The sequence below is a fragment of the Kosakonia quasisacchari genome (assembly GCF_004331415.1).
Lineage (GTDB): Bacteria > Pseudomonadota > Gammaproteobacteria > Enterobacterales > Enterobacteriaceae > Kosakonia > Kosakonia quasisacchari.
On record NZ_SJOP01000012.1, the window covers coordinates 35,840 to 56,764 of the forward strand.

The following is a 20,925-nucleotide window of genomic DNA, read 5'->3' on the forward strand; positions in this document are numbered from 1 at the left end:
GACCCACCTCATCATGTAGTCGCTATATTCAACGCTTTGCGTAGAATAAATGGACAAACAATTAAAAACGCATATTCCGGGCTAAAGATAGACCCCGTAAAAAACAACGATATCGGAGTGAACAGATAAAGTTGAACGCGAAAATTCTGATTGTTGCCAAAGGCATTTATCATCATTTTTCCAACTTTAAACAGATACCATCCGGTCAGTAATACCGCGAACCATGAAAAATAAATGATCAGCAGATACAACCCATTGTCTATTGTTTTCCCGACGTCCGCACCGTTAAAGATTCCGAATGATGCGACATATTCGTAAAGTGAGCCAAATCTTACTACACCATCAATATTGGTCAGTGAATATCCCACCATCACCAGCGGACCGATAATACGATAATACGAGGAAGAGCCTTCCGTACCTAAATCGCCGACTCGTTCTGCGATATATGGAAAAGCAAATACAACGCCAACAATAAACACTGCCAGTGAAATAATTGCCAACGGTAACTTTTTACGGATCGCCTCTTTGTTCAGATACTGGAAAGCCCATTCCAGCAGATAAAACAGGATAAATGTCATTACCCCAGAGAACGATCCCGAAAGAACTATCCCTGCCAAAATCATAGCATCGGTCTTCGGCGTTTTGATACCAAACTGTTTGATGCTGAGCCAAATTGAGATTAACGCCAGAGCGAAGAATGCCGGTTCGAAATATAACGCCGTAGTACGTTTACCGCCGAACTTGATAAAATTCAGCACGTAACTGTTGCTATAGATGAGATATTTCGAAATTCCTTCCATTAAACTGCTGCCGCCAGTCAGGATAATCTGCGCCATTTCCATCGCCGCAAGCAGAACCACGAATGCCACTACCGCATAGAAAAATCTCAAGATCTTACGGTAATTATGCGGCGAAATGGTTTTGAAGCGGATGCTCCATACCATGCCGATGATGATCACGATATAAACGAACAGCATCGTCGAGGTGACATATTTACTGGCGTCCAGCGACTTACCGAAAATAAAGTTAAACAGCGTCAGCCCTGCCCCGGCCCCCAGCGCTATCATCAATTTCTTCACACTGATGCGCTCAACATAGAGCAACAGCAGCACCGGCAAAAACGTCACGATAGTGATCGGAAAACTCTCGCCCAACTGGAGGAGTTTGACGTTAACCAGCAGGTAAATGAGCGGCAGCAGGAGGTAGCTACAGACCTTGATAGAATGAGACATACTCCTCCAGCATCTGTTGGCCACTGTATGCCTGGCGGCTGCGTGCGCGGAATGCGTCGAGGCTTTCGCCAAAGACCGCCTGGGCAATCTCGGCTTTATGGCATTGCACTAGCGGCAAAACCTCCTGCTCGCTGAATGTCTTACCGCCCGATTTCTGTAACACTTCGCGTGCCGCATCGCTGTGGGTGGCAATCACCGGGACACCGATAGATAACGCTTCGCACAGAATCAGCGGATAGTTGTCCACGCGAGAACTAAAGACCAGCGCATCCATCTCGTTGAGTTCACTCATCAATTTGCGCTTATCGGTCAGAAAACCGTGGTTGGTGACATTGTTGCCCTCAAACGGTGAAAACTTACCGAAGGTATGCAGCTCCACACGGTCATCCATCGCCATGATGTCGCGCACCAGTTGTTGATTGGTTTTCCCGTCGTAGCGCAGATCGTGCGCCACCACAGCAATCTTCGGTTTGCCTTGCGTCTCTTTCACCGGTGCCAGCTCGGCCAGAATCGCTTCTGTCGCCACGTCAATACCGTTATTAATGATGTTGCAGCGCCCTGCCCCATACAGGCTATTAAAGGCATCCGCCACGTGCTGGCTGGGGGAGATAAACTGGCAGCCAAGCGCCAACATGTCGTTAAAGAGCTGACGTTTGCTGTCAACCAGCTTATGCGCACGGTCAACTTTCACCGGCGGGTAGTTCGACAGCGTTGGGCATTTGCGGCAATGCTCTTTCCAGCCTTCACAGCCATCGGTAAAGGCGCAGCGCCCGGTCACGCTCCAGTGGTCATGCAGCGTCCAGACAAAGGTGACATCCGGCTTGTGCGCTTTCACCTTCTGGCAAAACGTCACCAGTTCATCCAGATTCAGCCAGTAGCTGTGCATCACATGGAAGTGCAGCACCACCGGCCCTTCTGTGCGGGTCACGGTGCGATAGAGATTATTCAGATTGCCGAAAACATCGCGGTTAAACAGGCGAAACAACGCCAGATTAGCGATGGAAGTCAGACGTGGTGTCTGTTTATACACCTGCGGATAGTTGTCGTGGCTGACGCTTTTTTTGCCGCCTTTGCCATAGCCGTAAATAAAACGTGATGAAATGCCTTGTTGCAGCGCGCGCTGATGTAAATCCAGCGCAACGCCTGCGGCACCGCCTTCTGCAAGGCGCACGTTAAATTGCAAAATATTCATTTAATCACCTTCACGCGCGCTTTCTCGCCCACCACCAGCGCGTTGTCCGGCACGCTGTCGAGCACCACGCTACCCGCGCCAATGGTGACGTTGTTCCCAATAGTGATATCGCCAATCATCACCACGTTGGCACCCAATTCAACGTTGTTGCCAATCACCGGGCAGGCCAGGCTGTCGGCTCCACGGTTGCCGATGGTGACACCATGACGAATGGTGAAATCATCCCCGGCGACGGTGTTTTTATTGATCACCACCGCATAGCCGTGATGAATGGTAAAGCGGCGACCAATCGTCGCAGCGGCCTGGATTTCGTAGCCAAACAGGCATTCCGTGACAAAGCGGTACAACAGAATGACGGGCGCGGCCCAGAGATTGTTGATGACATGCTTTTTGCGCCACACGGAGCAAAAATGGGCAATGCGGTACGCCGCAACCATGCAGCACGGGCGCAAATTCCAGTGATTAGCGCGAAAATCTTCCAGACGCATTATTTCCCCCGCAGCCCATCAGCCAGACGTTTGCCGTTACGCAGGGAAAAAAGCGTCAGCAAAGTGCGCCAGTTCATCCGCTTATTGCGGATTTGATAGAGAGTGAACAGCTGATATTTCTTGCTGGCGCGATCGAATTTGTCTTTGTGCTTACGGTAAAAGTGGAAGTAGCCGGAAAATTTCTTCGGCGAAGAGGTGATCTGCATTTCACCGTGGTTAATGTGCAGGATCTGCGTGGCTTCTTCGATTTTCCACGGCTCGCCGTACTCCTCGACCATCCGCAGAAAAATGTCGTAATCCTGCGCCGCCTTGAGTTGGGTATCAAACAGGCTCTCTTTAAAACGCCAGCCCCAGGTGAAGACCTGATTGCCAACGATGTTGCGCTTGTAGAACAACTTGCGCGAGAACGGCGATTTCGGGTACAGCGGTAAGCTCGCCGGTTGCGAATAGACTTCGCCCTGACAAACATAATCGTTGGCGTACAAAAAGGCGCGGGTATTGAGCAGATGTTTGTGCGCGAGAAAAACGGACAGACGGTTTGGCGTCCATTCATCGTCATCATCAATGCCGGTAATGTACTGGCCTTTCGCCTGCAAAATCGCCTGGTTGCGCACCGCGCAAGCACCGGAGTTAAAGGCGTTACGCGTGTAACTTACGCGCGGGTCGCCCAGCTCATCAACAAACTGTTGCAGTTGCTCAAAGCTTGCGGAGCAGTCATCAACAATGATCATTTCCCAGTGCGGGTAATCCTGGCGCAGCACCGATTTAATCGCGCGGATCGCCAGCTGTTGCCGGTTCCAGGTTGGCATATAAATTGAAATTAATGGGTTTGCTGTTGTGCTCATGATGCGTTCCCTAATGCGTTCAACATGCCGCTTTCGCCCTTACTGCCGCCTTTTCCCACAAGGGGGAAAAGGCGCAGCGCGTTGAGGGATAGAGGTAAGGGTCTGGTTATTTTGAATCGGACTTGTAGTCGTACTCGTAATAGCCGTAATCCTGATAGCCGGTCGCACGGCGGAAAATCGAGTTCAGGATCACGCCCTTCACCTGAATACCGTTTTGTTCGAAGCGGCTCAGGCTGGTCTGGATCTCTTTGAGCGTATTCACCGCGTAACGCGCCACCATCAGCGTGGTGCCGGCATGGCGACCAACTACTGCCGCATCCGTTACCGCAAGGATTGGCGGGGTATCAATCAACACCAGGTCATAGTGGCTGCTGGCCCATTTCACCAGCTGGCTGAAGCGTTCGCTCATCAGCAATTCAGAGGGGTTTGGCGGTACCTGACCGCGCGGTACAAGATCAAAGTTGCTGACAGAAGTCGGCTTCGCGCAACCCTCTATTGTGCCCTTCCCGGCCAGCACTTCGGACAAACCATTCACGTTGTCGGTGCCCAGCAGTTCATGGGTGTAGCCTTTACGCATATCGCAGTCGATCAGCAGCACGCGCTTGTTGGTCTGGCTAATCACCGCCGCCAGGTTGGCGCAGACAAAAGTTTTACCGATTGACGGGCTGACCCCGGTCATCATCAACACGTTGTTATTGGCCTGCATCATGGCGAAGTGCAGGCTGGTACGCAGGCTGCGCACCGCTTCAATGGCCAGATCTGTCGGGTTCCCCACCGCCAGCAGTTGGCTCTGCTTATAGCGTTTGACCCCTTTGATGGTTTTGACGCTATCCCGCGCTTTTTGCCACTCCGACAGCGGAATGCTGGCGTACACGCTGATGCCATGCTCTTCAAGCACTTGCGGGCTTTCGATGCCGCGATTAAACAGCGAGCGCAGCAGCACACCGACCACCGAAACAATCAGGCCCAGGATAATGCTGCCAAGAATGATCAGCGCCTTTTTCGGCTTCAGCACGCCCGGTTGTGCAATAGCCGGGTCGACAATACGCACATCGCCAACGGTACTCGCCTGGGTGATACGCAGCTCCTGCTGTTTATTCAGCAACTGCATATAAACCTGCTGGCCTGATTCAACATCACGCGTCAGGCGAACAATCTCTTGCTGCGTTTCCGGCATCGCGGTGATGCGGTTGTTCAGTTTCGACTTTTCATCTTCCAGCGCTTTACGCTTTTCCAGCAAGGTGCGGTAAGCCGGGTGCACTTTGGTATAGAGCTTGGAGATTTCTGCTTCGCGGAAGGTTAGTTCGTTCAACTGCGCATCGATGTTAACCATCGAATCGAGCACCGATTTCGCTTCCAGCGGCAGGTCCACAGAGTCTTTGCGCTGGCGATAGGAGTTGAGTTTTTCCTCTGCGATGTCGAGGTTTTCGCGCACTTCCGGCAGTTGCTTATCGAGGAAGATCAGGCTCTTGGCCGCTTCTTCGGATTTGCGTTCAATGTTCTGCTCAAGATAGTTTCGCGTGATGCTGTCCAGAATGGCGCGGATCTGCTCACGGTCTTCACCGGTATAAGTCAGACTGAGTACGCCCGTATCTTTGCCGTTTTCGGCCACCGTCAGGTTGCTTTGCAGATTATTGATCATGCCAAGCGTCGAATATTTAGTGACGGTAAATTCGCTGTCATTCGATGCCTGAATAGCACTCACCATCATGGTGACGCCTTGCTTGCTAAGCTGTTGCCCTACTTCGCCACGCGCTTCAAAACCGCCGTCGCTGCTTAACAGGTACTGTTTCGGGCTGAGTACTTTTAATGTAAAGGTCTGCTCGTTCATTCCTTTTGGTAGCGTGAACGTGGTGACTTTCACCGTCTCGTTCTGCCGCCCCATCAGGCGATCCCACCCGGCCCCAAACAGCGGAAAGGTGTTTTTGACCACGGAAATATCCAGATCGAGATCGTCAACGGTTTTACCCAGCACCAGGCGTGACTGAATAAGCTGGATTTCTGCATCGGACGCCGGTGGCTTGTTCGATAACGCGCTGTTCAGATCCTGCACCAGCGAGCTTCCGGTATTCTGCTCGATTTGCACCAGCGCATCGGCGCTGTAAATGGGGGTTGCGAACAGGCAGTAGACGACAGCAATCAGTGCGAAGACCGAGGTGATGCCCAGCACCCACCAGCGAGCCTCAATGATTGTGCCGAGCAAACGGCCAATATCGATTTCGTCGTTGCCCACCGCCTGGGCAGCAGAATGCGAATGGTGTGTTTTCTCTGTCATTATTATCCCTGCTGAGCTTGCAATGCCTGCGCCCAATGGCGGGCAGACTGGTCAAGTAAGGTGTAAATAGCTTCAAAAGCTTCACGACTTTTGCGATACGGGTCGGGGATCTCCCGCTCGTTATCCCAGTGGCCAAATAACATGACCTTTCCACGCATTTCCGGGGCAATCTCGCACAGGCGGGCAATATGACGTTTTTCCATCACCAGAATCAGGTCGTATTCGCGGCACATTTTTCCGGTAATTTGTCGCGCGCAATGCCCTTCCAGAGAGAGTTGATTATCCGCCGCCACACTCACGGCGTTCGCATCTGCGCTACGTCCAACCAGCGCACCAAGCCCGGCTGACGCCACCGTTAAAGCGGGCTGGTATTTTTTCAGCAGCCGTTCTGCCGTTGGGGAACGACAAATGTTCCCCACGCATACCACCAGAATTTTGTTGAACATAGTCATTGCAGATTTTGGATGTCGTTGGCCGTGTTAGTCATGTAGCGAACGCCACTGATTGTCGGCAGCAACTGGTTGATAAGACGGTTCCAACGCGCAACCGGCGCGGTCGTGACATACACCACGTCATACGGCTGGAGACGGAAGTTCGTTGCCATAACCAGTGATGTGGCATCCGACATATCAAGCTGGTAAATATTGGCGATCTTGTTGCCACGGCCACTGTCGTTGCCTTTCAGCGGACGAATAACGAAAATGCCGCTGGCGTTGGAAGTAGTCAGATCGATCCCTTCGGCCTGGCCGAGTGCTTCGGTCAGCGTCATGCCGCTGAAGTCCATTTTGAGCGTGCTCTGTTTTTTCACTTCGCCCATCACGAACACTTTCAGATCGTCATTACGCGGAACAAACAGAATGTCGCCCGGGTAGAGCAAACGGTTCTGGCTGAGATCGCCGTTTTGCATCAGCGCCTGCAGCGAAATGCGCTGCTCCTGGCCCTGGTGTGTCAGCACCACGTTGCGCCAGTCTGCGCTGTCGGTCAGACCACCTGCAGCATTGATCGCATCAAGAACGGTAAGCGGTACGTTGGTGATCGCCTGCTGGCCAGATTTCGCCACCTGACCGGAGATATAGGCTTTTTGTGAACGGAACGCGGCGATATTAACGTCCACCTGCGGGTCGGCAATATAGGTCGCTAAGCGGCTGGTAATATCACTACGGATCTCAGAAAGCGTTTTACCGGCGACGTGAATCTTGCCGACGTACGGGTAGAACATGGTGCCATCGGGCTGTACCCAGTTACCGGCATCGCTCGAACTACGATACTGACCGGCTGGCGTGGTGAGTTCCGGGTGATCCCACACTGTCACGTTCAGCACATCCCCTGGGCCAACGCGGTACTGGTAGGCGGAAATCTCCTGATCCAGTGACATATTCGGTTGAGCAACATTGGTGCGCGGGCGCAATTGTTCAATCAGACGTGGGGTTAATGGATAGACATTCACCATACGGTCTATATCAAAGTCAGCATCCTGCTGTTTAATCACATCCTTTCCCATCGTAGACATATTGCTCCCCGGGAAGACGGTGCAGCCACTCATCAAGCTAACGGACACCAATAATGGCATCAATTTCGTTTTAGATTTCATCATTGATTAATTATCACTTTGGCAGAGTAATTATCCTGTGCGATTTAAATAAGCGCTCAAGCTGTACACAGATTCAGAATGCAGTTAATTCTTGAGAAATATAACTGGCATCAGTCCTAAAAAGCGTTTATTCAACCACATGCGATTACAGAATAATCCAAGCTGATTGACATACCCGCAGGCACGCTACCGCCCCTGGCTTTCAGTTACCAATTCACTGATTGACGTTAAGTCATTGATAGTCATCCCTTACATCCTCTTTCTGGTGGTGCTATTTACCAACCAGATAAAATACGGCAGGTACCGGCTTTCGCACTGATTAACAATGCTGAAAATAAAGACGCTGGTATATTTGAACGATGCTGGAGGAATTGTTGCAGCTAAGCGAATAGCAGGCAAGGCGACATTCAGAGATAAACATCTTTTTAAGAATAATATTAAGACCAAATTTTTACGCTTTTAGGATTTACCGCATATTGACAACAAATTGACATAGCATTACCTATGCGACTTTTCCTATTTTCTATATTTAAATAGTGATAATTAATCATATAAACAATAAGGAAATAACCTTTTAAGCGCTTTAAATAACCACCTAAAATAAGATAAATCGCAGGCTGGCATTGCAATTTATCTCAGCTTTATCCATGATCGCATTGTGACAATTGTCATATCACATAAGGTGTTACGTTAACGATGGAATGGATTGCCGATCCGTCAATCTGGGCTGGTCTGATCACGCTGGTGGTGATCGAACTGGTGCTAGGTATTGATAACCTGGTTTTTATTGCAATTCTCGCCGAGAAATTGCCACCGGCACAGCGTGACCGCGCGCGCGTCACCGGTCTGATACTCGCCATGCTGATGCGTCTGCTGTTGCTGGCCTCAATTTCCTGGCTGGTCACGCTGACCCAACCTTTATTCACCGTACGCGGGCTCAGTTTCAGCGCACGCGACTTAATTATGTTAGTGGGCGGGCTGTTCCTGTTATTTAAAGCAACGGTTGAACTCAACGAACGTCTCGAAGGGAAAGACAGCGACAACCCCACGCAACGGCGCGGGGCGAAATTCTGGGCCGTGGTGACGCAGATTGTCGTGCTGGACGCGGTTTTCTCACTGGACTCAGTGATCACCGCCGTAGGTATGGTTGATCACCTGGCAATCATGATGGCGGCGGTTGTTATCGCCATTTCGCTGATGCTGCTGGCGAGTAAAACCCTCACCCGCTTCGTCAACAACCATCCCACGATAGTTATCCTGTGTCTCAGCTTCCTGTTGATGATCGGTTTTAGCCTGGTGGCTGACGGGTTTGGTTTCCATATTCCGAAAGGTTACCTGTACGCTGCTATTGGCTTCTCGGTAATGATTGAAGCGCTGAACCAACTGGCTATCTTCAACCGCCGCCGTTTTCTGTTCGCCGACCGGACATTGCGCCAGCGCACCACCGAAACCGTCATGCGTTTACTGAGCGGGCGTAAAGAAGAAGCGGAGCTGGATGCCGACGCCGCCTCTATGCTGCGCGACGGCGACGACGGCCAGATTTTCAATCCGCAGGAACGGCGGATGATTGAGCGCGTGCTGAATCTCAATCAGCGCACGGTGAGCAGCATCATGACGTCGCGCCACGATATTGAACATATCGATCTGAGCGCGCCGGAATCAGAAGTCCGCGCACTGCTGGAAAAAAACCAGCATACGCGCGTGGTTGTCACCGGCGGCGAAGAGGATGATACCTTGCTGGGCGTGGTGCATATCCTCGATCTGCTCCAGCAATCTTTACACGGCGAACCGCTCGATCTGCGTGTGCTGGTGCGACAACCGCTGGTGTTCCCCGAAGGATTACCGCTGTTGCAGGCGCTGGAACAGTTCCGTAATGCCCGCACCCACTTTGCCTTTGTGGTGGATGAGTTTGGCTCCGTTGAAGGTGTGGTCACCTTAAGCGATGTGATGGAAACCATCGCGGGCAATTTGCCCAACGAGGTAGAAGAGATTGACGCACGCCATGATATACAGAAAAACAGTGACGGTAGCTGGACGGCGAATGGCCATATGCCGCTGGAAGATCTGGTGCAATATGTACCGTTGCCACTCGATGAGAAACGCGAGTATCACACCATTGCCGGGCTGCTGATGGAGTATTTACAACGCATTCCGCAACCAGGGGAAGAAGTTCAGGTGGGTGATTACCTGCTAAAAACGCTGGATGTGGAAAGCCACCGGGTACAAAAAGTACAGCTTATTCCCCTTCACAACGACGAAACTCTCGATTACGAAGTGTAAACCCGGCCGGGGTTCGCCCCGGCCACGTCTCGTCTGTTCTCCTACGCTTTGACAATCGCAATACCGCGATGGGCAAACGGTTCCAGCGTGCGCGCATCGGTTTGGGCATCAACCACCAGCGTATTGATAAGCCGGATATCGCCGATCACCCACGGGGAGGCAGTGTTTAATTTTTCCGGTGAGGCCAGCACCACGGTCTCCGCCGCTCTTTGTGCCATGGCATGCTTGATGCGCGACTCTTCGAAATCACCAGTGCTTAACCCGGCCTCCACATGCACACCGGTCACCCCCATAAAAAAGAGATCGGCGCGTACGCGCGCAATCCCCTCCAGCGCCGCCGTGCCGACATTGACGATAGAGTGTTTGTAAAGCTGCCCACCAATCATCACCACGTTAATGAACAGATGCTGTGCCAACCCGACAGCGATACTCGGGCTGTGGGTGACGACGGTAATGCGCAGATCTTCAGGGAAAAAGCGGATTAACTCGCTGGTAGTGGTTCCACCGTCGATCATCACCACTTGCCCGGGTGATACCAGTTCCGCTCCTTTCTGCGCGATCCGCCGCTTGGCATCGGATTGCAGCGTTTGCCGCTCGGAAAAGGTGACTACCGCAGCCGATGCTGGTAACGCTCCTCCGTGCACGCGCTGCAAGCGTCCTTCAGCCGCCAGTTCGCGTAAATCGCGGCGCACAGTATCTTCTGAAATGCCGAACTGCTCACTGAGATTTTTCGACAGCACCTGCCCCTCTTCAGCAAGCCGGGCAAGGATCAGTTGTTTGCGTTGTGAGGTCAGCATGAGGGGGCTCCCGATTGCACGAAATTTCTTGTTAATGCACGAATATGCACGCTAAGATGCAATCTTACGTCCCGAGGAGCGAATATGCCATCTGAAAATGCACAAATACGCATTATTGCCACCAGGTCCTTATCTGAAGACTGGGGCAAACTGACGAAATACACCTTTGACTTTCGCCGACGAGACGGCGAATGGCAGCGCCAGAGCCGCGAAGTTTACGATCGTGGTAATGGCGCGGTGATCCTGCTGTATAACACCAATAAGCGCAGCGTAATCCTCACCCGGCAGTTTCGCTTGCCGCTGTTCGTTAACCAGCACAGCGGTTTTTTGCTGGAAGCAGCTGCCGGCCTGCTGGATGAACTTGCCCCGGAAGATCGCATCAGGCATGAGGCCGAAGAAGAGACCGGTTATCGGCTGGAACAGGTGCAAAAAGTGTTTGAGGCGTGGATGAGCCCCGGTTCGGTCAGCGAAAAACTGCACTTTTTTATCGCCGAATATGACGACAGCCGACGCACCGGCAATGGCGGAGGTTTAGCGGATGAAGGTGAGGATATTGAAGTGGTAGAGATGGATTTTAGCGCCGCACTGGCTGCTATCCGCAGCGGTGAGATTGCCGACGGTAAAACCATTATGTTGTTACAGCATCTGGCGCTGGAAGGCATTTTGTAAATAGCCTTGCCGGGTGGCACAACGCCAACCCGGCCAATAGGTTCGCTTACATCTTGTCGAGCAGCTTTTTCACATCTTTGCCACTCTGGCGATCTTTATAACGATCAGCCCAGTCATTCAACCGGCGTTTCGCTTCATCCTGCAGATGTTTACGCAGCAGTTGATCTACTTGCAGACTGTAGTTAAGCGTCTGCCATTTACCGTACACGCGCAGTGGAACCGGCGTATTCTTCAGGAAATCGATAAGATCGCTCTCCCCTTTCCAGCCTTCCATGACACGCACTTCAAAGCGGGTATCCGCCTGCTCTTTCACCAGATCCATCTCACCTTCACCGGTAAGCGACAGCAGCGGAGAACTCCCCTGTATATCATTGAAGGTCATCAGCCCCTTATCCAGTGACACATCGCTGCTGAAGCTATCAAGACGCGTGGCGTTATCGTAGTTTTCCTGCGCCTGCACATCGCTGCTGCGCGCCACGGCCTGTTGTACGAGTTGCTGGAAGTTAAGCCCTTCCATGCGGCTGTTTTTCAAATCGACATGCGCCTCACCCTGCCAGTGTCGGCGGAAATCCTCAGCGTCGATATTCGGCCCGGAAAAATCGCCCGCCATGCTCAGGCTGCCAGTCAACGCAATCGGGTAATTAAAGGCTTTCAGGATGGTGCCAATTTCCACGTTATCCAGTTTTGGCTGGAAGATCGCGCGAGATGTATCACTGCGCGCATCAAGTTCGCCAGGCAACGAGATCAACCCGTTGCCCATTTTTCCTTGTAGCGTGGGGATCGACAGCAAGCCAGCATTATTGTTGAATTGACCGACCACATCGGCAAACTGCATGCCACGCCAGCGCACGCTTTTCGCGCTAATGCCAATCTGTGCGGTAAAACTGCGTAACCCGTTGTACTGCGGTGTATCCAGGCTGGTGGAGATAACCGGACGCGGCAAGCGGTTTTGCGCCTGCCCTTGCTGCTGCGGCGAACCACTGTTATCGGCAGTCTGCTCCGGCGGTAATAAGTTATCGAGATTGAGGGAATCAAACTGCAAATCGAGCACCCACACCGGCAGGTTGCCAAACGTCACGCTGCCGTTACCAGTGAGCGCGGTATCGTTCGCGCGCAAGCTCAGATCATTGAGCGTCAGGCGCTGCTGGGCACGTTGCCACTGCGCCTGTAAGTGCCCTTCCCCTTCGATTCCCTGTGTCGGGACATCGCCGCCCTGCAATTGCCATTTCACGTTATCAATGGCGGCGGTGAGATTATGCGGATAATCGCGCGCATCCACCTGCGCGCTGAAAGAGAGCGTTAAATCACGTTGATTGCGGTTAATCCGCCCGGCGAAATCAAGTTTTGCCTGGTGCAACGAATCCTGCTCCATTTGCAGGCGGATATCGCGCACCGTCAGTTGTTCATCATCATCGTGCTGGAACACCAGCACGCTATCAGCCACTTGCAGGCTGGCGATATCCCATGACCAGCCGCGATCCTCTTCCACCTGCGGCAGATTGTTTTCTCGCGGCGCCACGGGCGCGCCTTTTTGCGGCGCGGCGGCACTTTGCGGCGTTAACTGGATAACCGCGCCTTTTAGCATCACCTGTTTGACGTGTAACTGGTGCGAAAGCAACGGCCACAGATTAACGTCAAGACGCATATTGTCGGCGGCGACCACCGGCGTCTGCGCACCGGGAGCGGTTAAAGTCATCCGCCCTGAGAGAATGCTAAGCTGCGGCCAGACATGCCAGCGCAGCGGGCCATCAAGCTGCAATTGATAACCGCTACGGGTTTCAACCTGACGCACCATATAAGCGCGAAAATCGTTGGGGTTGACCAGCAGCACCAGCGCCGAAAGGCCGGCTACCAGCACGACCAACAGGATCATCAGCGTGGTTAACACTCTTCTCATGGCGTCCTCAGTAGGTCTACTTCACTCAGTCTTTATCAATACGGCTGGCGACCGCGCCTTGTTGATCGCGATATTTCGCATCTTCACGGCGGTTATATGGGCGTTCTGCCGGGCCGGAGAGCGGCTCGAAGCTCAGCGCGCCAATCAGCATCCCCGGACGCAGTGCCAGCGGCAGTTTGCCTGAATTATAGAACTCCAGCACGATGCAGCCTGACCAGCCGGGATCGATACGGTGCGCAGTAACATGCACCATTAACCCCAGACGCGCCAGCGACGAGCGCCCGTCCAGCCAGCCGACCAAATCCGCAGGCAGCGTGACGGATTCATACGTCACCGCCAACGCCAGTTCGCCAGGATGCAGGTAAAAAGCATCACCTTCTGCCAGAACTATTTCATCGCTCATCACCCGGTCAAGCGCCGCGCTGACTTCGTCTTTCGGGCCACTGAGATCGATAAACGCTGCTGTGTGCCCACTGAATGTGCGGAATTTGTTGCCCAGGCGGACATCTACCGTAGCACCGTTAATACGCTCAACCGGCGGACGCGGGTTAATCGCGAGTCGACCGTCGTCCAACCAGGCTTCAATATCTCGGTCACAAAGACGCATGGCACATTCTCCTTTTGATGCGGCATACCCCTGAGCGCGCCTCAGGGGCCGGGCAAATTAATACGAACGGTGACAGCCTAACATTATTACTCAAAGAATTGGCTGATTTTGGCTTTCAGAATATCAATGGCGATGCGGTTTTTACCGCCGCGCGGCACGATAATATCGGCGTACTGTTTGGAGGGTTCAATAAACTGCAGGAACATTGGACGCACGGTTTTTTGGTATTGCGCCATTACCGAATCCATTGAACGGCCACGCTCGTTCACGTCACGTTTGATACGGCGCATCAGGCAGATATCCAACGGCGTATCGACGAAAATGGAGAAATTCATCGCATCCCGCAGGCGTGAATCGGTCAGCAGCAGGATCCCTTCCAGAATGATGACTTTTTTAGCTTCAATGCGAATGGTTTCTTGCGTACGGGTATGTTCAACGTAGCTATAAACCGGTAACTCAATGGCTTCGCCGCGCTTAAGCGACTCTAAATGCTGGAATAACAGGCTGTGATCCATCGCGCTCGGATGGTCATAGTTGGTTTTTACACGTTCTTCCATCGACAGATGGCTTTGATCTTTGTAGTAACTGTCTTCCGGAATAACGCCAATATGTTCATCACCTACCTGTTCGCGCAGTTCGCGGTAAAGAGTGCTGGCAATAAGGCTTTTACCTGAAGCGGATGCGCCGGCGATGCCGATAATGACGCACTGATGAGACTGATCAGTCATAAATTTAGCGACCTGATAACCTGGATGTAAAGGAAGGACGACGCCAGAGCGTCAAACGCCGCAATTATAGGGACTTCGCCGTCGCGATACCAGTCGAATAGACACGGGATCCAAGTGTGATAAAAAGTCGCCAATTTTTACCCGCAAAACGCATTATTCGCAAAGCAAACCACTCAAAAATGGAGCGCGGTGCGCGTTTTATTCATCCACTAAGTAATTAATAACACTATGATGTCAAATTATGAGCGCCCGGCATAGGAATTGTAAATTGTTTGTACTAGCATAATCCAAAATTCAAATTTCATTCGTCGGACTCTGTTCCGGACGGCACAGGGCTTGCGGATTAAGCGGTAATGAAGAAACAACACCAGCGCGTTTTGGTTACCACACCTTATCCTGGACTGCGGCTCCTCAGTTTAGGGTTACTCTCTTTTATCTTCACCTTGTTCTCGCTGGAACTGATCCGCTTTGGCACCGTCATTGCCCCACTCTGGTTTCCCACCGCGATCATGACCGTGGCGTTTTACCGCCACGCGGGTAAGATGTGGCCCGGCATCGCGTTCGCCTGCGCGCTGGGGAATGTTGCCGCCACCGTACTGCTTTTTTCCGTTTCTTTTGTCGATTTGCGCTATACCGCCGTCAATATTGTTGAAGCCGCCGTTGGCGCGGTGCTGCTACGTAAATTGTTGCCCTGGTATAATCCGCTGCAAAATCTGAGTGACTGGATCCGCCTTGCCATCGGCAGCGCGGTGGTTCCGCCGCTGGTCGGCGGTGCGCTGATCTGTCTTTTGGTACCGCCAGAAAACGTTTTGCGTACCTTTATTATCTGGGTATTGTCAGAATCCATCGGCGCGCTGGCGCTGGTGCCGCTTGGGCTATTATTCAAACCGCACTACTTGCTGCGCCATCGCAAACCGCAATTACTGCTGGAAACACTGGCGACGCTTGCCGTTACGTTGATGCTCAGTTGGCTGTCGCTGCACTATTTACCGTGGCCTTTCACCGCAGTGATTGTGTTGTTGATGTGGAGTGCGGTTCGTCTACCGCGAATGGAAGCGTTTCTGGTTTTTCTGATAACTGTCATGACGGTGTCGTTGATCATCGCGCAGGAGCCGAACGTGATTATCGCGCCGAAAAGCGGCGTGATGACAAACGCACCCTGGCTGCCATTTTTGATGATCCTGCTGCCAGTTAACGTGATGACCATGGTGATGTATGCCTTTCGCGCCGAGCGTAAACACATTACCGAAAGCGAAGAACGTTTTCGTAACGCCATGGAATATTCCGCCATTGGCATGGCATTAGTGGGCACCGATGGGCAGTGGCTACAGGCCAATAAAGCGCTGTGCCAGTTTCTGGGTTACAGCCAGGATGAACTGCGTTTAATGAACTTTCAGCAGCTTACCTGGCCGGAAGATTTACATAAAGACCTCGAACTGCTTGATCAACTGGCGCGCGGCGACATTCCTACCTACTCGCTGGAAAAGCGCTATTACACACGTAATGGCGATCTGGTCTGGGGTCTGCTGGCCGTTTCAGTCGTGCGTCATGCCGACGGCACCCCGCTCTATTTCATCGCCCAGATCGAAGATATTAACGACTTGAAACAGACCGAGTGGGTGAACAAGCGCCTGATGGAGCGCATTACCCTTGCGAACGAAGCAGGCGGCATCGGTATCTGGGAGTGGGAGCTGGAACCCGACATCATCAGTTGGGATAAACGTATGTTTGAGATGTACGAAGTCCCCGCGCATATGAAACCGACCTGGCATCTGTGGTACGAACGCATTCTGCCGGAGGATCGCCCGGAAACCGAGCGCATTATCCGCGATGCGCTGGCCGCCCGCGTCGCATTCAAGCTGGAATTCAGGGTGCCGGTAAAAGAGGGGATTCGCCATATCCGTACCCTTGCCAACCGTGTGCTCAACAAGAACGGTGAAGTGGAGCGGCTGCTCGGCGTCAATATGGACATGACCGAGGTAAAACAGCTCAACGATGCGCTGTTCCAGGAAAAAGAGCGGCTGCACATTACGCTTGATTCTATCGGTGAAGCGGTGCTGTGTACTGATGTTGATATGAAGGTCACCTTTATGAACCCGGTGGCAGAAAAAATGAGCGGCTGGCCGCAGGAACACGCCATTGGTCAGCCTCTATTGACGGTGCTGCACATTACTTTCGGCGATAACGGTCCGGCGATGGAAAACATTCATAGCGGCGATATGTCGCGTACCGCGATTGAGCAGGATGTGGTGCTGCACTGTCGCACCGGCGGCAGCTTCGATATCCACTACAGCGTCACGCCGTTAAGCACACTGGACGGACAAAATATCGGCTCAGTACTGGTTATCCAGGATGTCACCGAGTCGCGCAAGATGCTGCGTCAGCTCAGCTACAGCGCGTCTCACGACGCGCTCACCCACCTGGCGAACCGTGTCAGTTTTGAAAATCATCTCAAACGCCTGTTAGTGACCGTGCAGGAGTTCCACCAGCGACATGCGCTGGTGTTCATCGATCTCGACCGCTTTAAGGCAGTGAACGACACCGCCGGGCATGCTGCAGGTGATGCCTTGTTGCGTGAAATTTCCTCGCTGATGCTCAGCATGCTGCGCTCAACCGATATCCTCGCCCGTCTCGGCGGTGATGAGTTTGGCCTGCTGCTGCCAGATTGTAATGTCGAGAGTGCGCGCTATATCTCCGGGCGGATGATTGAAGCCATCAATGATTACGAGTTTATGTGGGAAGGCCGCCAGCACCGCATCGGTGCCAGCGCCGGGATTACGATTATTGATGAGACCAATTACCAGGCATCAGACGTGATGTCGCAGGCGGATATCGCCTGTTACGCCTCAAAGAACAATGGTCGCGGAATGGTTACCGTCTACGAAGCGCAGCAAGGGCTGATGCAGCACGAGCGCAGCATGATGTCGCTGGATGAACAGTGGCACATGATCAAAGATAACCATTTACTGATGATTGCGCGCGGCGTGGCTTCTCCGCGCGTGCCGGAGGCCTGCAACTTCTGGCTGCTGTCGCTGCGCTTGTGGACCAGCGAAGGGGAAGTGATGGAGGAGCACGCGTTCCGCTCAGGCCTGACGGAACCGGAACTTATCCGCGCACTCGACAGGCGGGTGTTTCACGAATTTTTCCGCAACCACGCGACAGCCGTAGCGGGTAAAGGCCTTGGTGTCGCCCTGCCGCTTTCTGTCGTTGGGCTGGCAAGTCAATCTCTGGTGACTGAACTGTTGCAAATGCTGGAAAGCGGATCAATGCAGGGGCGTTTGCTGCACCTGATTATTCATGCCGATGCACTGATGCGCGAAGGCAACACCATTAATGAGAACCTCAAACGCCTGCGCCATGCGGGTTGCCGCATCATTTTCAGCCATATTGGGCACGATCTGGAAGTGTTTAACTACCTCACTCCGCATATGGCCGACTACCTGTTGCTGGAGCCAGAGTTAGTGACAAACGTCCACGGCAATCTGATGGACGAAATGATGGTGACCATTATTCAGGGTCACGCGCAGCGACTGGGTGTGAAGAGTATCGCCGGGCCAACTCACCAGCCGCTGATGATGGATACCTTGTCGGGAATCGGTATCGATTTGATCTACGGCGATATTATTTCGCAGGCGCAGCCGCTGGATTTGATGCTGAATACCAGTTATTTCGCAATTAACTAACAAGAGGTAATAAGGCTATTTTACTTGCCATTTTGAAACCGGGCAGTGCTCAAAATCCTCACGTACTACGTGTACGCTCCGGTTTTTCCGCGCTGGCCGGTTCCAAACTTGCTGCGACAATAACGCCTTATTTTCCTCTTGTGCTCAATTAATAGCCTTATTCCCCTTCAGGCTGCCAGCCAACGCTATACCAAACATGCAACAACGCATACGACCGCCACGGCCGCCAGCGCGTGGCGTAGCGGCGGATTTGCGCGGGCGTCATCCCGGCAAAACGCTGTTTAATAAGGTAGTCATCCGGCAGGAACACATCTTTCGCCTGCCAGCCACGCAGCGCGAAATAGTTCGCGGTCCAGCGCCCGATGCCCGGCCAGGTTTGCAGCGCTTTCACCCCTTGTTCCACATCGGCCGGTGGGTTGAGCGGAAATGTACCGTCGCAGACCGTCTGTGCGAGAAAAATCAGCGACTCCGCGCGTTTTAACGGCATGCCCAGCGCTTTCAGTTCTTCCGGCAGTGCTCGCGCCAATTGCTCTGGCGTAGGAAAACAGATCATGCCCGGCGCGTCTGCCAGCGATTCACCGAAGCGCTGCGCCACTTTTGCGGTCAGTTTCGCCGCCATCGCCACGCTCACCAGTTGCCCCAGAATCGCTCGCACCGCCTGCTCAAACGGATCCACGCTGCCCGGCAAACGCAAACCGGGACGCGCCGCGCCAAGTGAGCCCAGCGCTGTGTTCACCGTTTCTGCGTCGCAATCGAGATCAAACAAACAGCGCAGACGTGCGAGACAGTGTTCCGCTACGGGTATAAGTCCATCGCTGATCGTAACCTTCAGCGTCGCTGCCGCTAAGTCAGGTTCGGCGGTGATTAACCCACGATGCCCGTGGTAGTGGAAAGTGCGCACATAACGCGTTGCGCTAATCTCCTCAACGCCCGCCACGACGCGCGCACGTAAAAAATCGAACATCCACGCCCAGTCATACGGCTTGCGCCAGTGCAGTGTGTACATAGCAACTCCTGAATAGTGACGCTAACAGCATAACAAACCGGGGATTTTCCGCCTTGCTTTCATATTCCGGTTGTCGCCCGTCACGCATTCGGCTAAAGTCGCCCCCCTTCTTCACTGGCATGGGGATAAACACGTGTTTGTTGGTTTTGACTACGGTACGGCAAACTGCTCGATTGCGGTGATGCGCGACGGCGCAGCGCAACTGCTGAAAATGGAAAACAACAGTACCTTACTCCCGTCGATGCTCTGCGCACCGACGCGTGAAGCGGTCAGCGAGTGGCTCTATCGCCACCATCAGGTTCCGGCGACAGACGGCGAAACCCAGGCGTTGTTGCGGCGGGCGATGAGCTTTAACCGCGAGGAAGATATTGAGGTTAGCGCCGCCAGTGTACAGTTCGGGCTGGCCTCATTGCGTCAATACGTCAGCGACCCGGAAGAGGTGTACTTTGTTAAATCACCGAAATCCTTCCTTGGCGCCAGCGGCCTGAAACCGCAGCAAATCGCTCTGTTCGAAGATCTGGTCTGCGCCATGATGCTGCATATTCGCCAGCAGGCAGAAACGCAATTGCCAGAGAGTATTGATCAGGCCGTGATTGGCCGCCCGATCAACTTTCAGGGGCTGGGCGGTGATGAGGCGAACGCGCAGGCACAGGGGATCCTTGAGCGTGCCGCGAAGCGCGCCGGGTTCCGCGATGTGGTGTTCCAGTTCGAACCGGTCGCTGCAGGGCTCGATTTTGAAGCTACGCTAAGTGCGGAAAAACGGGTACTGGTGGTGGATATCGGCGGCGGTACGACCGACTGCTCATTGTTGCTGATGGGGCCGCAATGGCGCGACAAGCAAGAACGCGCCGCCAGTCTGTTGGGGCACAGCGGTTGCCGCGTTGGCGGTAACGATTTAGACATTGCGCTGGCGTTCAAAAGCCTGATGCCGCTGCTCGGCATGGGCGGTCAGACAGAAAAAGGTATCGCACTGCCGATCCTGCCCTGGTGGAATGCGGTAGCGATTAACGATGTTCCCGCGCAGACCGAGTTTTACAGCGCCGCCAATGGCCGCTTGCTTAACGATCTCCTGCGCGACGCCCGCGATGCGGAGAAAGTGGCGCTGCTGGTAAAAGTGTGGCGACAGCGTCTCAGCTACCGGTTGGTGCGCAGCGCCGAAGAGAGCAAAATCGCCCTTTCCGATGACGCGCAGGTTAGCGCGCAGTTGCCCTTTATTAGCGATAATCTCGCGGCGGCAATTGACCAGGAAGGTCTGGAAAGCGCATTAAATCAGCCGCTGCAACGCATCCTTGAACAGGTGCAACTGGCGCTGGCAACCAGTGCAGAAACGCCGGAAGTGATTTATCTCACCGGCGGTAGCGCACGTTCACCGCTGATTAAAAAAGCGCTGGCGCAAACCCTGCCGGGGATCCCGATTGCGGGCGGCGATGACTTCGGCTCCGTCACAGCAGGTCTTGCGCGTTGGGCGCAGACACTGTTTCGTTAATATCTTGCCGGGAGAATCCCTCCCGGCATTATTTTCTTCTTTAAAATCCCCCTAACGCAAATTACCCTGCCTGCCATACGTTTCCAGACAGTGTTTCATTTTTCCTCCATTTTTCCGGGGCATGCCGTTACTAAACTAGTATTATTTCG

General features: G+C 53.3%; 16 protein-coding genes. 4 read left to right on the forward strand and 12 right to left on the reverse strand.

Annotated features, from left to right (window positions below; translation table 11 throughout):
• Positions 1 to 11: 11 nt before the first annotated feature.
• The 7 genes from wcaD to E0L21_RS14220 form a co-directional block, all read right to left on the reverse strand.
• Positions 12 to 1,232, reverse strand: a complete 1,221-nt coding sequence (wcaD, locus tag E0L21_RS14190) for a colanic acid polymerase WcaD (protein ID WP_131410546.1) — start codon at positions 1,230 to 1,232, stop codon at positions 12 to 14.
• Positions 1,207 to 2,424: a colanic acid biosynthesis glycosyltransferase WcaC gene (gene wcaC, locus E0L21_RS14195; RefSeq protein WP_131410547.1), complete on the reverse strand. Its 1,218-nt coding sequence runs from the start codon at positions 2,422 to 2,424 to the stop codon at positions 1,207 to 1,209. The genes wcaD and wcaC overlap by 26 nt, the downstream gene beginning before the upstream one ends.
• Positions 2,421 to 2,912: a colanic acid biosynthesis acetyltransferase WcaB gene (gene wcaB, locus E0L21_RS14200; RefSeq protein ID WP_131410548.1), complete on the reverse strand. Its 492-nt coding sequence runs from the start codon at positions 2,910 to 2,912 to the stop codon at positions 2,421 to 2,423. The genes wcaC and wcaB overlap by 4 nt, the downstream gene beginning before the upstream one ends.
• Positions 2,912 to 3,757 (reverse strand): colanic acid biosynthesis glycosyltransferase WcaA, encoded by an 846-nt coding sequence (gene wcaA / locus E0L21_RS14205; RefSeq protein ID WP_044489411.1) that lies wholly within the window; start codon positions 3,755 to 3,757, stop codon positions 2,912 to 2,914. The genes wcaB and wcaA overlap by 1 nt, the downstream gene beginning before the upstream one ends.
• A gap of 106 nt (positions 3,758 to 3,863) precedes the next feature.
• Complete coding sequence (gene wzc, locus E0L21_RS14210) at positions 3,864 to 6,032, reverse strand: tyrosine-protein kinase Wzc (RefSeq protein ID WP_131410550.1); 2,169 nt, start codon at positions 6,030 to 6,032, stop codon at positions 3,864 to 3,866.
• 2 nt (positions 6,033 to 6,034) lie between these two features.
• Entirely contained in the window at positions 6,035 to 6,478 is a 444-nt protein-coding gene (wzb, locus tag E0L21_RS14215) for a low molecular weight protein-tyrosine-phosphatase Wzb (protein WP_131410552.1), read from the reverse strand.
• Positions 6,479 to 6,480: 2 nt separating this feature from the next.
• Positions 6,481 to 7,626, reverse strand: coding sequence for a polysaccharide export protein (locus tag E0L21_RS14220; RefSeq protein ID WP_131410554.1), 1,146 nt, complete (start codon positions 7,624 to 7,626; stop codon positions 6,481 to 6,483).
• A 693-nt stretch (positions 7,627 to 8,319) separates the two neighbouring features.
• On the opposite strand from E0L21_RS14220, the gene E0L21_RS14225 reads away from it, so the two are divergent.
• Complete coding sequence (locus E0L21_RS14225; RefSeq protein WP_131410556.1) at positions 8,320 to 9,903, forward strand: TerC family protein; 1,584 nt, start codon at positions 8,320 to 8,322, stop codon at positions 9,901 to 9,903.
• A gap of 41 nt (positions 9,904 to 9,944) precedes the next feature.
• Here E0L21_RS14225 and E0L21_RS14230 read toward each other — a convergent pair whose 3' ends face one another.
• Positions 9,945 to 10,700 carry a DeoR/GlpR family DNA-binding transcription regulator gene (locus E0L21_RS14230; RefSeq protein ID WP_131410558.1) on the reverse strand — a complete coding sequence of 252 codons (756 nt, stop codon included), beginning with the start codon at positions 10,698 to 10,700 and terminating at the stop codon, positions 9,945 to 9,947.
• A gap of 84 nt (positions 10,701 to 10,784) precedes the next feature.
• Here E0L21_RS14230 and E0L21_RS14235 point away from each other — a divergent pair, with 84 nt between their 5' ends.
• A complete protein-coding gene (locus tag E0L21_RS14235) occupies positions 10,785 to 11,369 on the forward strand; it encodes an NUDIX domain-containing protein (RefSeq protein ID WP_131410560.1) in 585 nt (194 codons plus the stop codon).
• A 46-nt stretch (positions 11,370 to 11,415) separates the two neighbouring features.
• Here the strand turns inward: E0L21_RS14235 and asmA are convergent, their stop codons facing one another.
• The 3 genes from asmA to udk form a co-directional block, all read right to left on the reverse strand.
• Positions 11,416 to 13,266, reverse strand: coding sequence for an outer membrane assembly protein AsmA (gene asmA, locus E0L21_RS14240; protein WP_131410562.1), 1,851 nt, complete (start codon positions 13,264 to 13,266; stop codon positions 11,416 to 11,418).
• A 25-nt stretch (positions 13,267 to 13,291) separates the two neighbouring features.
• Positions 13,292 to 13,873 (reverse strand): dCTP deaminase, encoded by a 582-nt coding sequence (gene dcd, locus E0L21_RS14245; RefSeq protein WP_131410564.1) that lies wholly within the window; start codon positions 13,871 to 13,873, stop codon positions 13,292 to 13,294.
• A gap of 86 nt (positions 13,874 to 13,959) precedes the next feature.
• Positions 13,960 to 14,601 carry a uridine kinase gene (gene udk, locus E0L21_RS14250; RefSeq protein ID WP_017458502.1) on the reverse strand — a complete coding sequence of 214 codons (642 nt, stop codon included), beginning with the start codon at positions 14,599 to 14,601 and terminating at the stop codon, positions 13,960 to 13,962.
• Positions 14,602 to 14,954: 353 nt separating this feature from the next.
• On the opposite strand from udk, the gene E0L21_RS14255 reads away from it, so the two are divergent.
• Positions 14,955 to 18,284 (forward strand): diguanylate cyclase, encoded by a 3,330-nt coding sequence (locus E0L21_RS14255; protein WP_131410566.1) that lies wholly within the window; start codon positions 14,955 to 14,957, stop codon positions 18,282 to 18,284.
• Between the two features lie 157 nt (positions 18,285 to 18,441).
• Here E0L21_RS14255 and alkA read toward each other — a convergent pair whose 3' ends face one another.
• On the reverse strand, positions 18,442 to 19,290 hold the full coding sequence (alkA, locus tag E0L21_RS14260; RefSeq protein WP_131410568.1) for a DNA-3-methyladenine glycosylase 2: 849 nt from the start codon (positions 19,288 to 19,290) through the stop codon (positions 18,442 to 18,444).
• Positions 19,291 to 19,423: 133 nt separating this feature from the next.
• Here alkA and yegD point away from each other — a divergent pair, with 133 nt between their 5' ends.
• A complete protein-coding gene (gene yegD, locus E0L21_RS14265; protein WP_131410570.1) occupies positions 19,424 to 20,776 on the forward strand; it encodes a molecular chaperone in 1,353 nt (450 codons plus the stop codon).
• Positions 20,777 to 20,925: the final 149 nt, after the last annotated feature.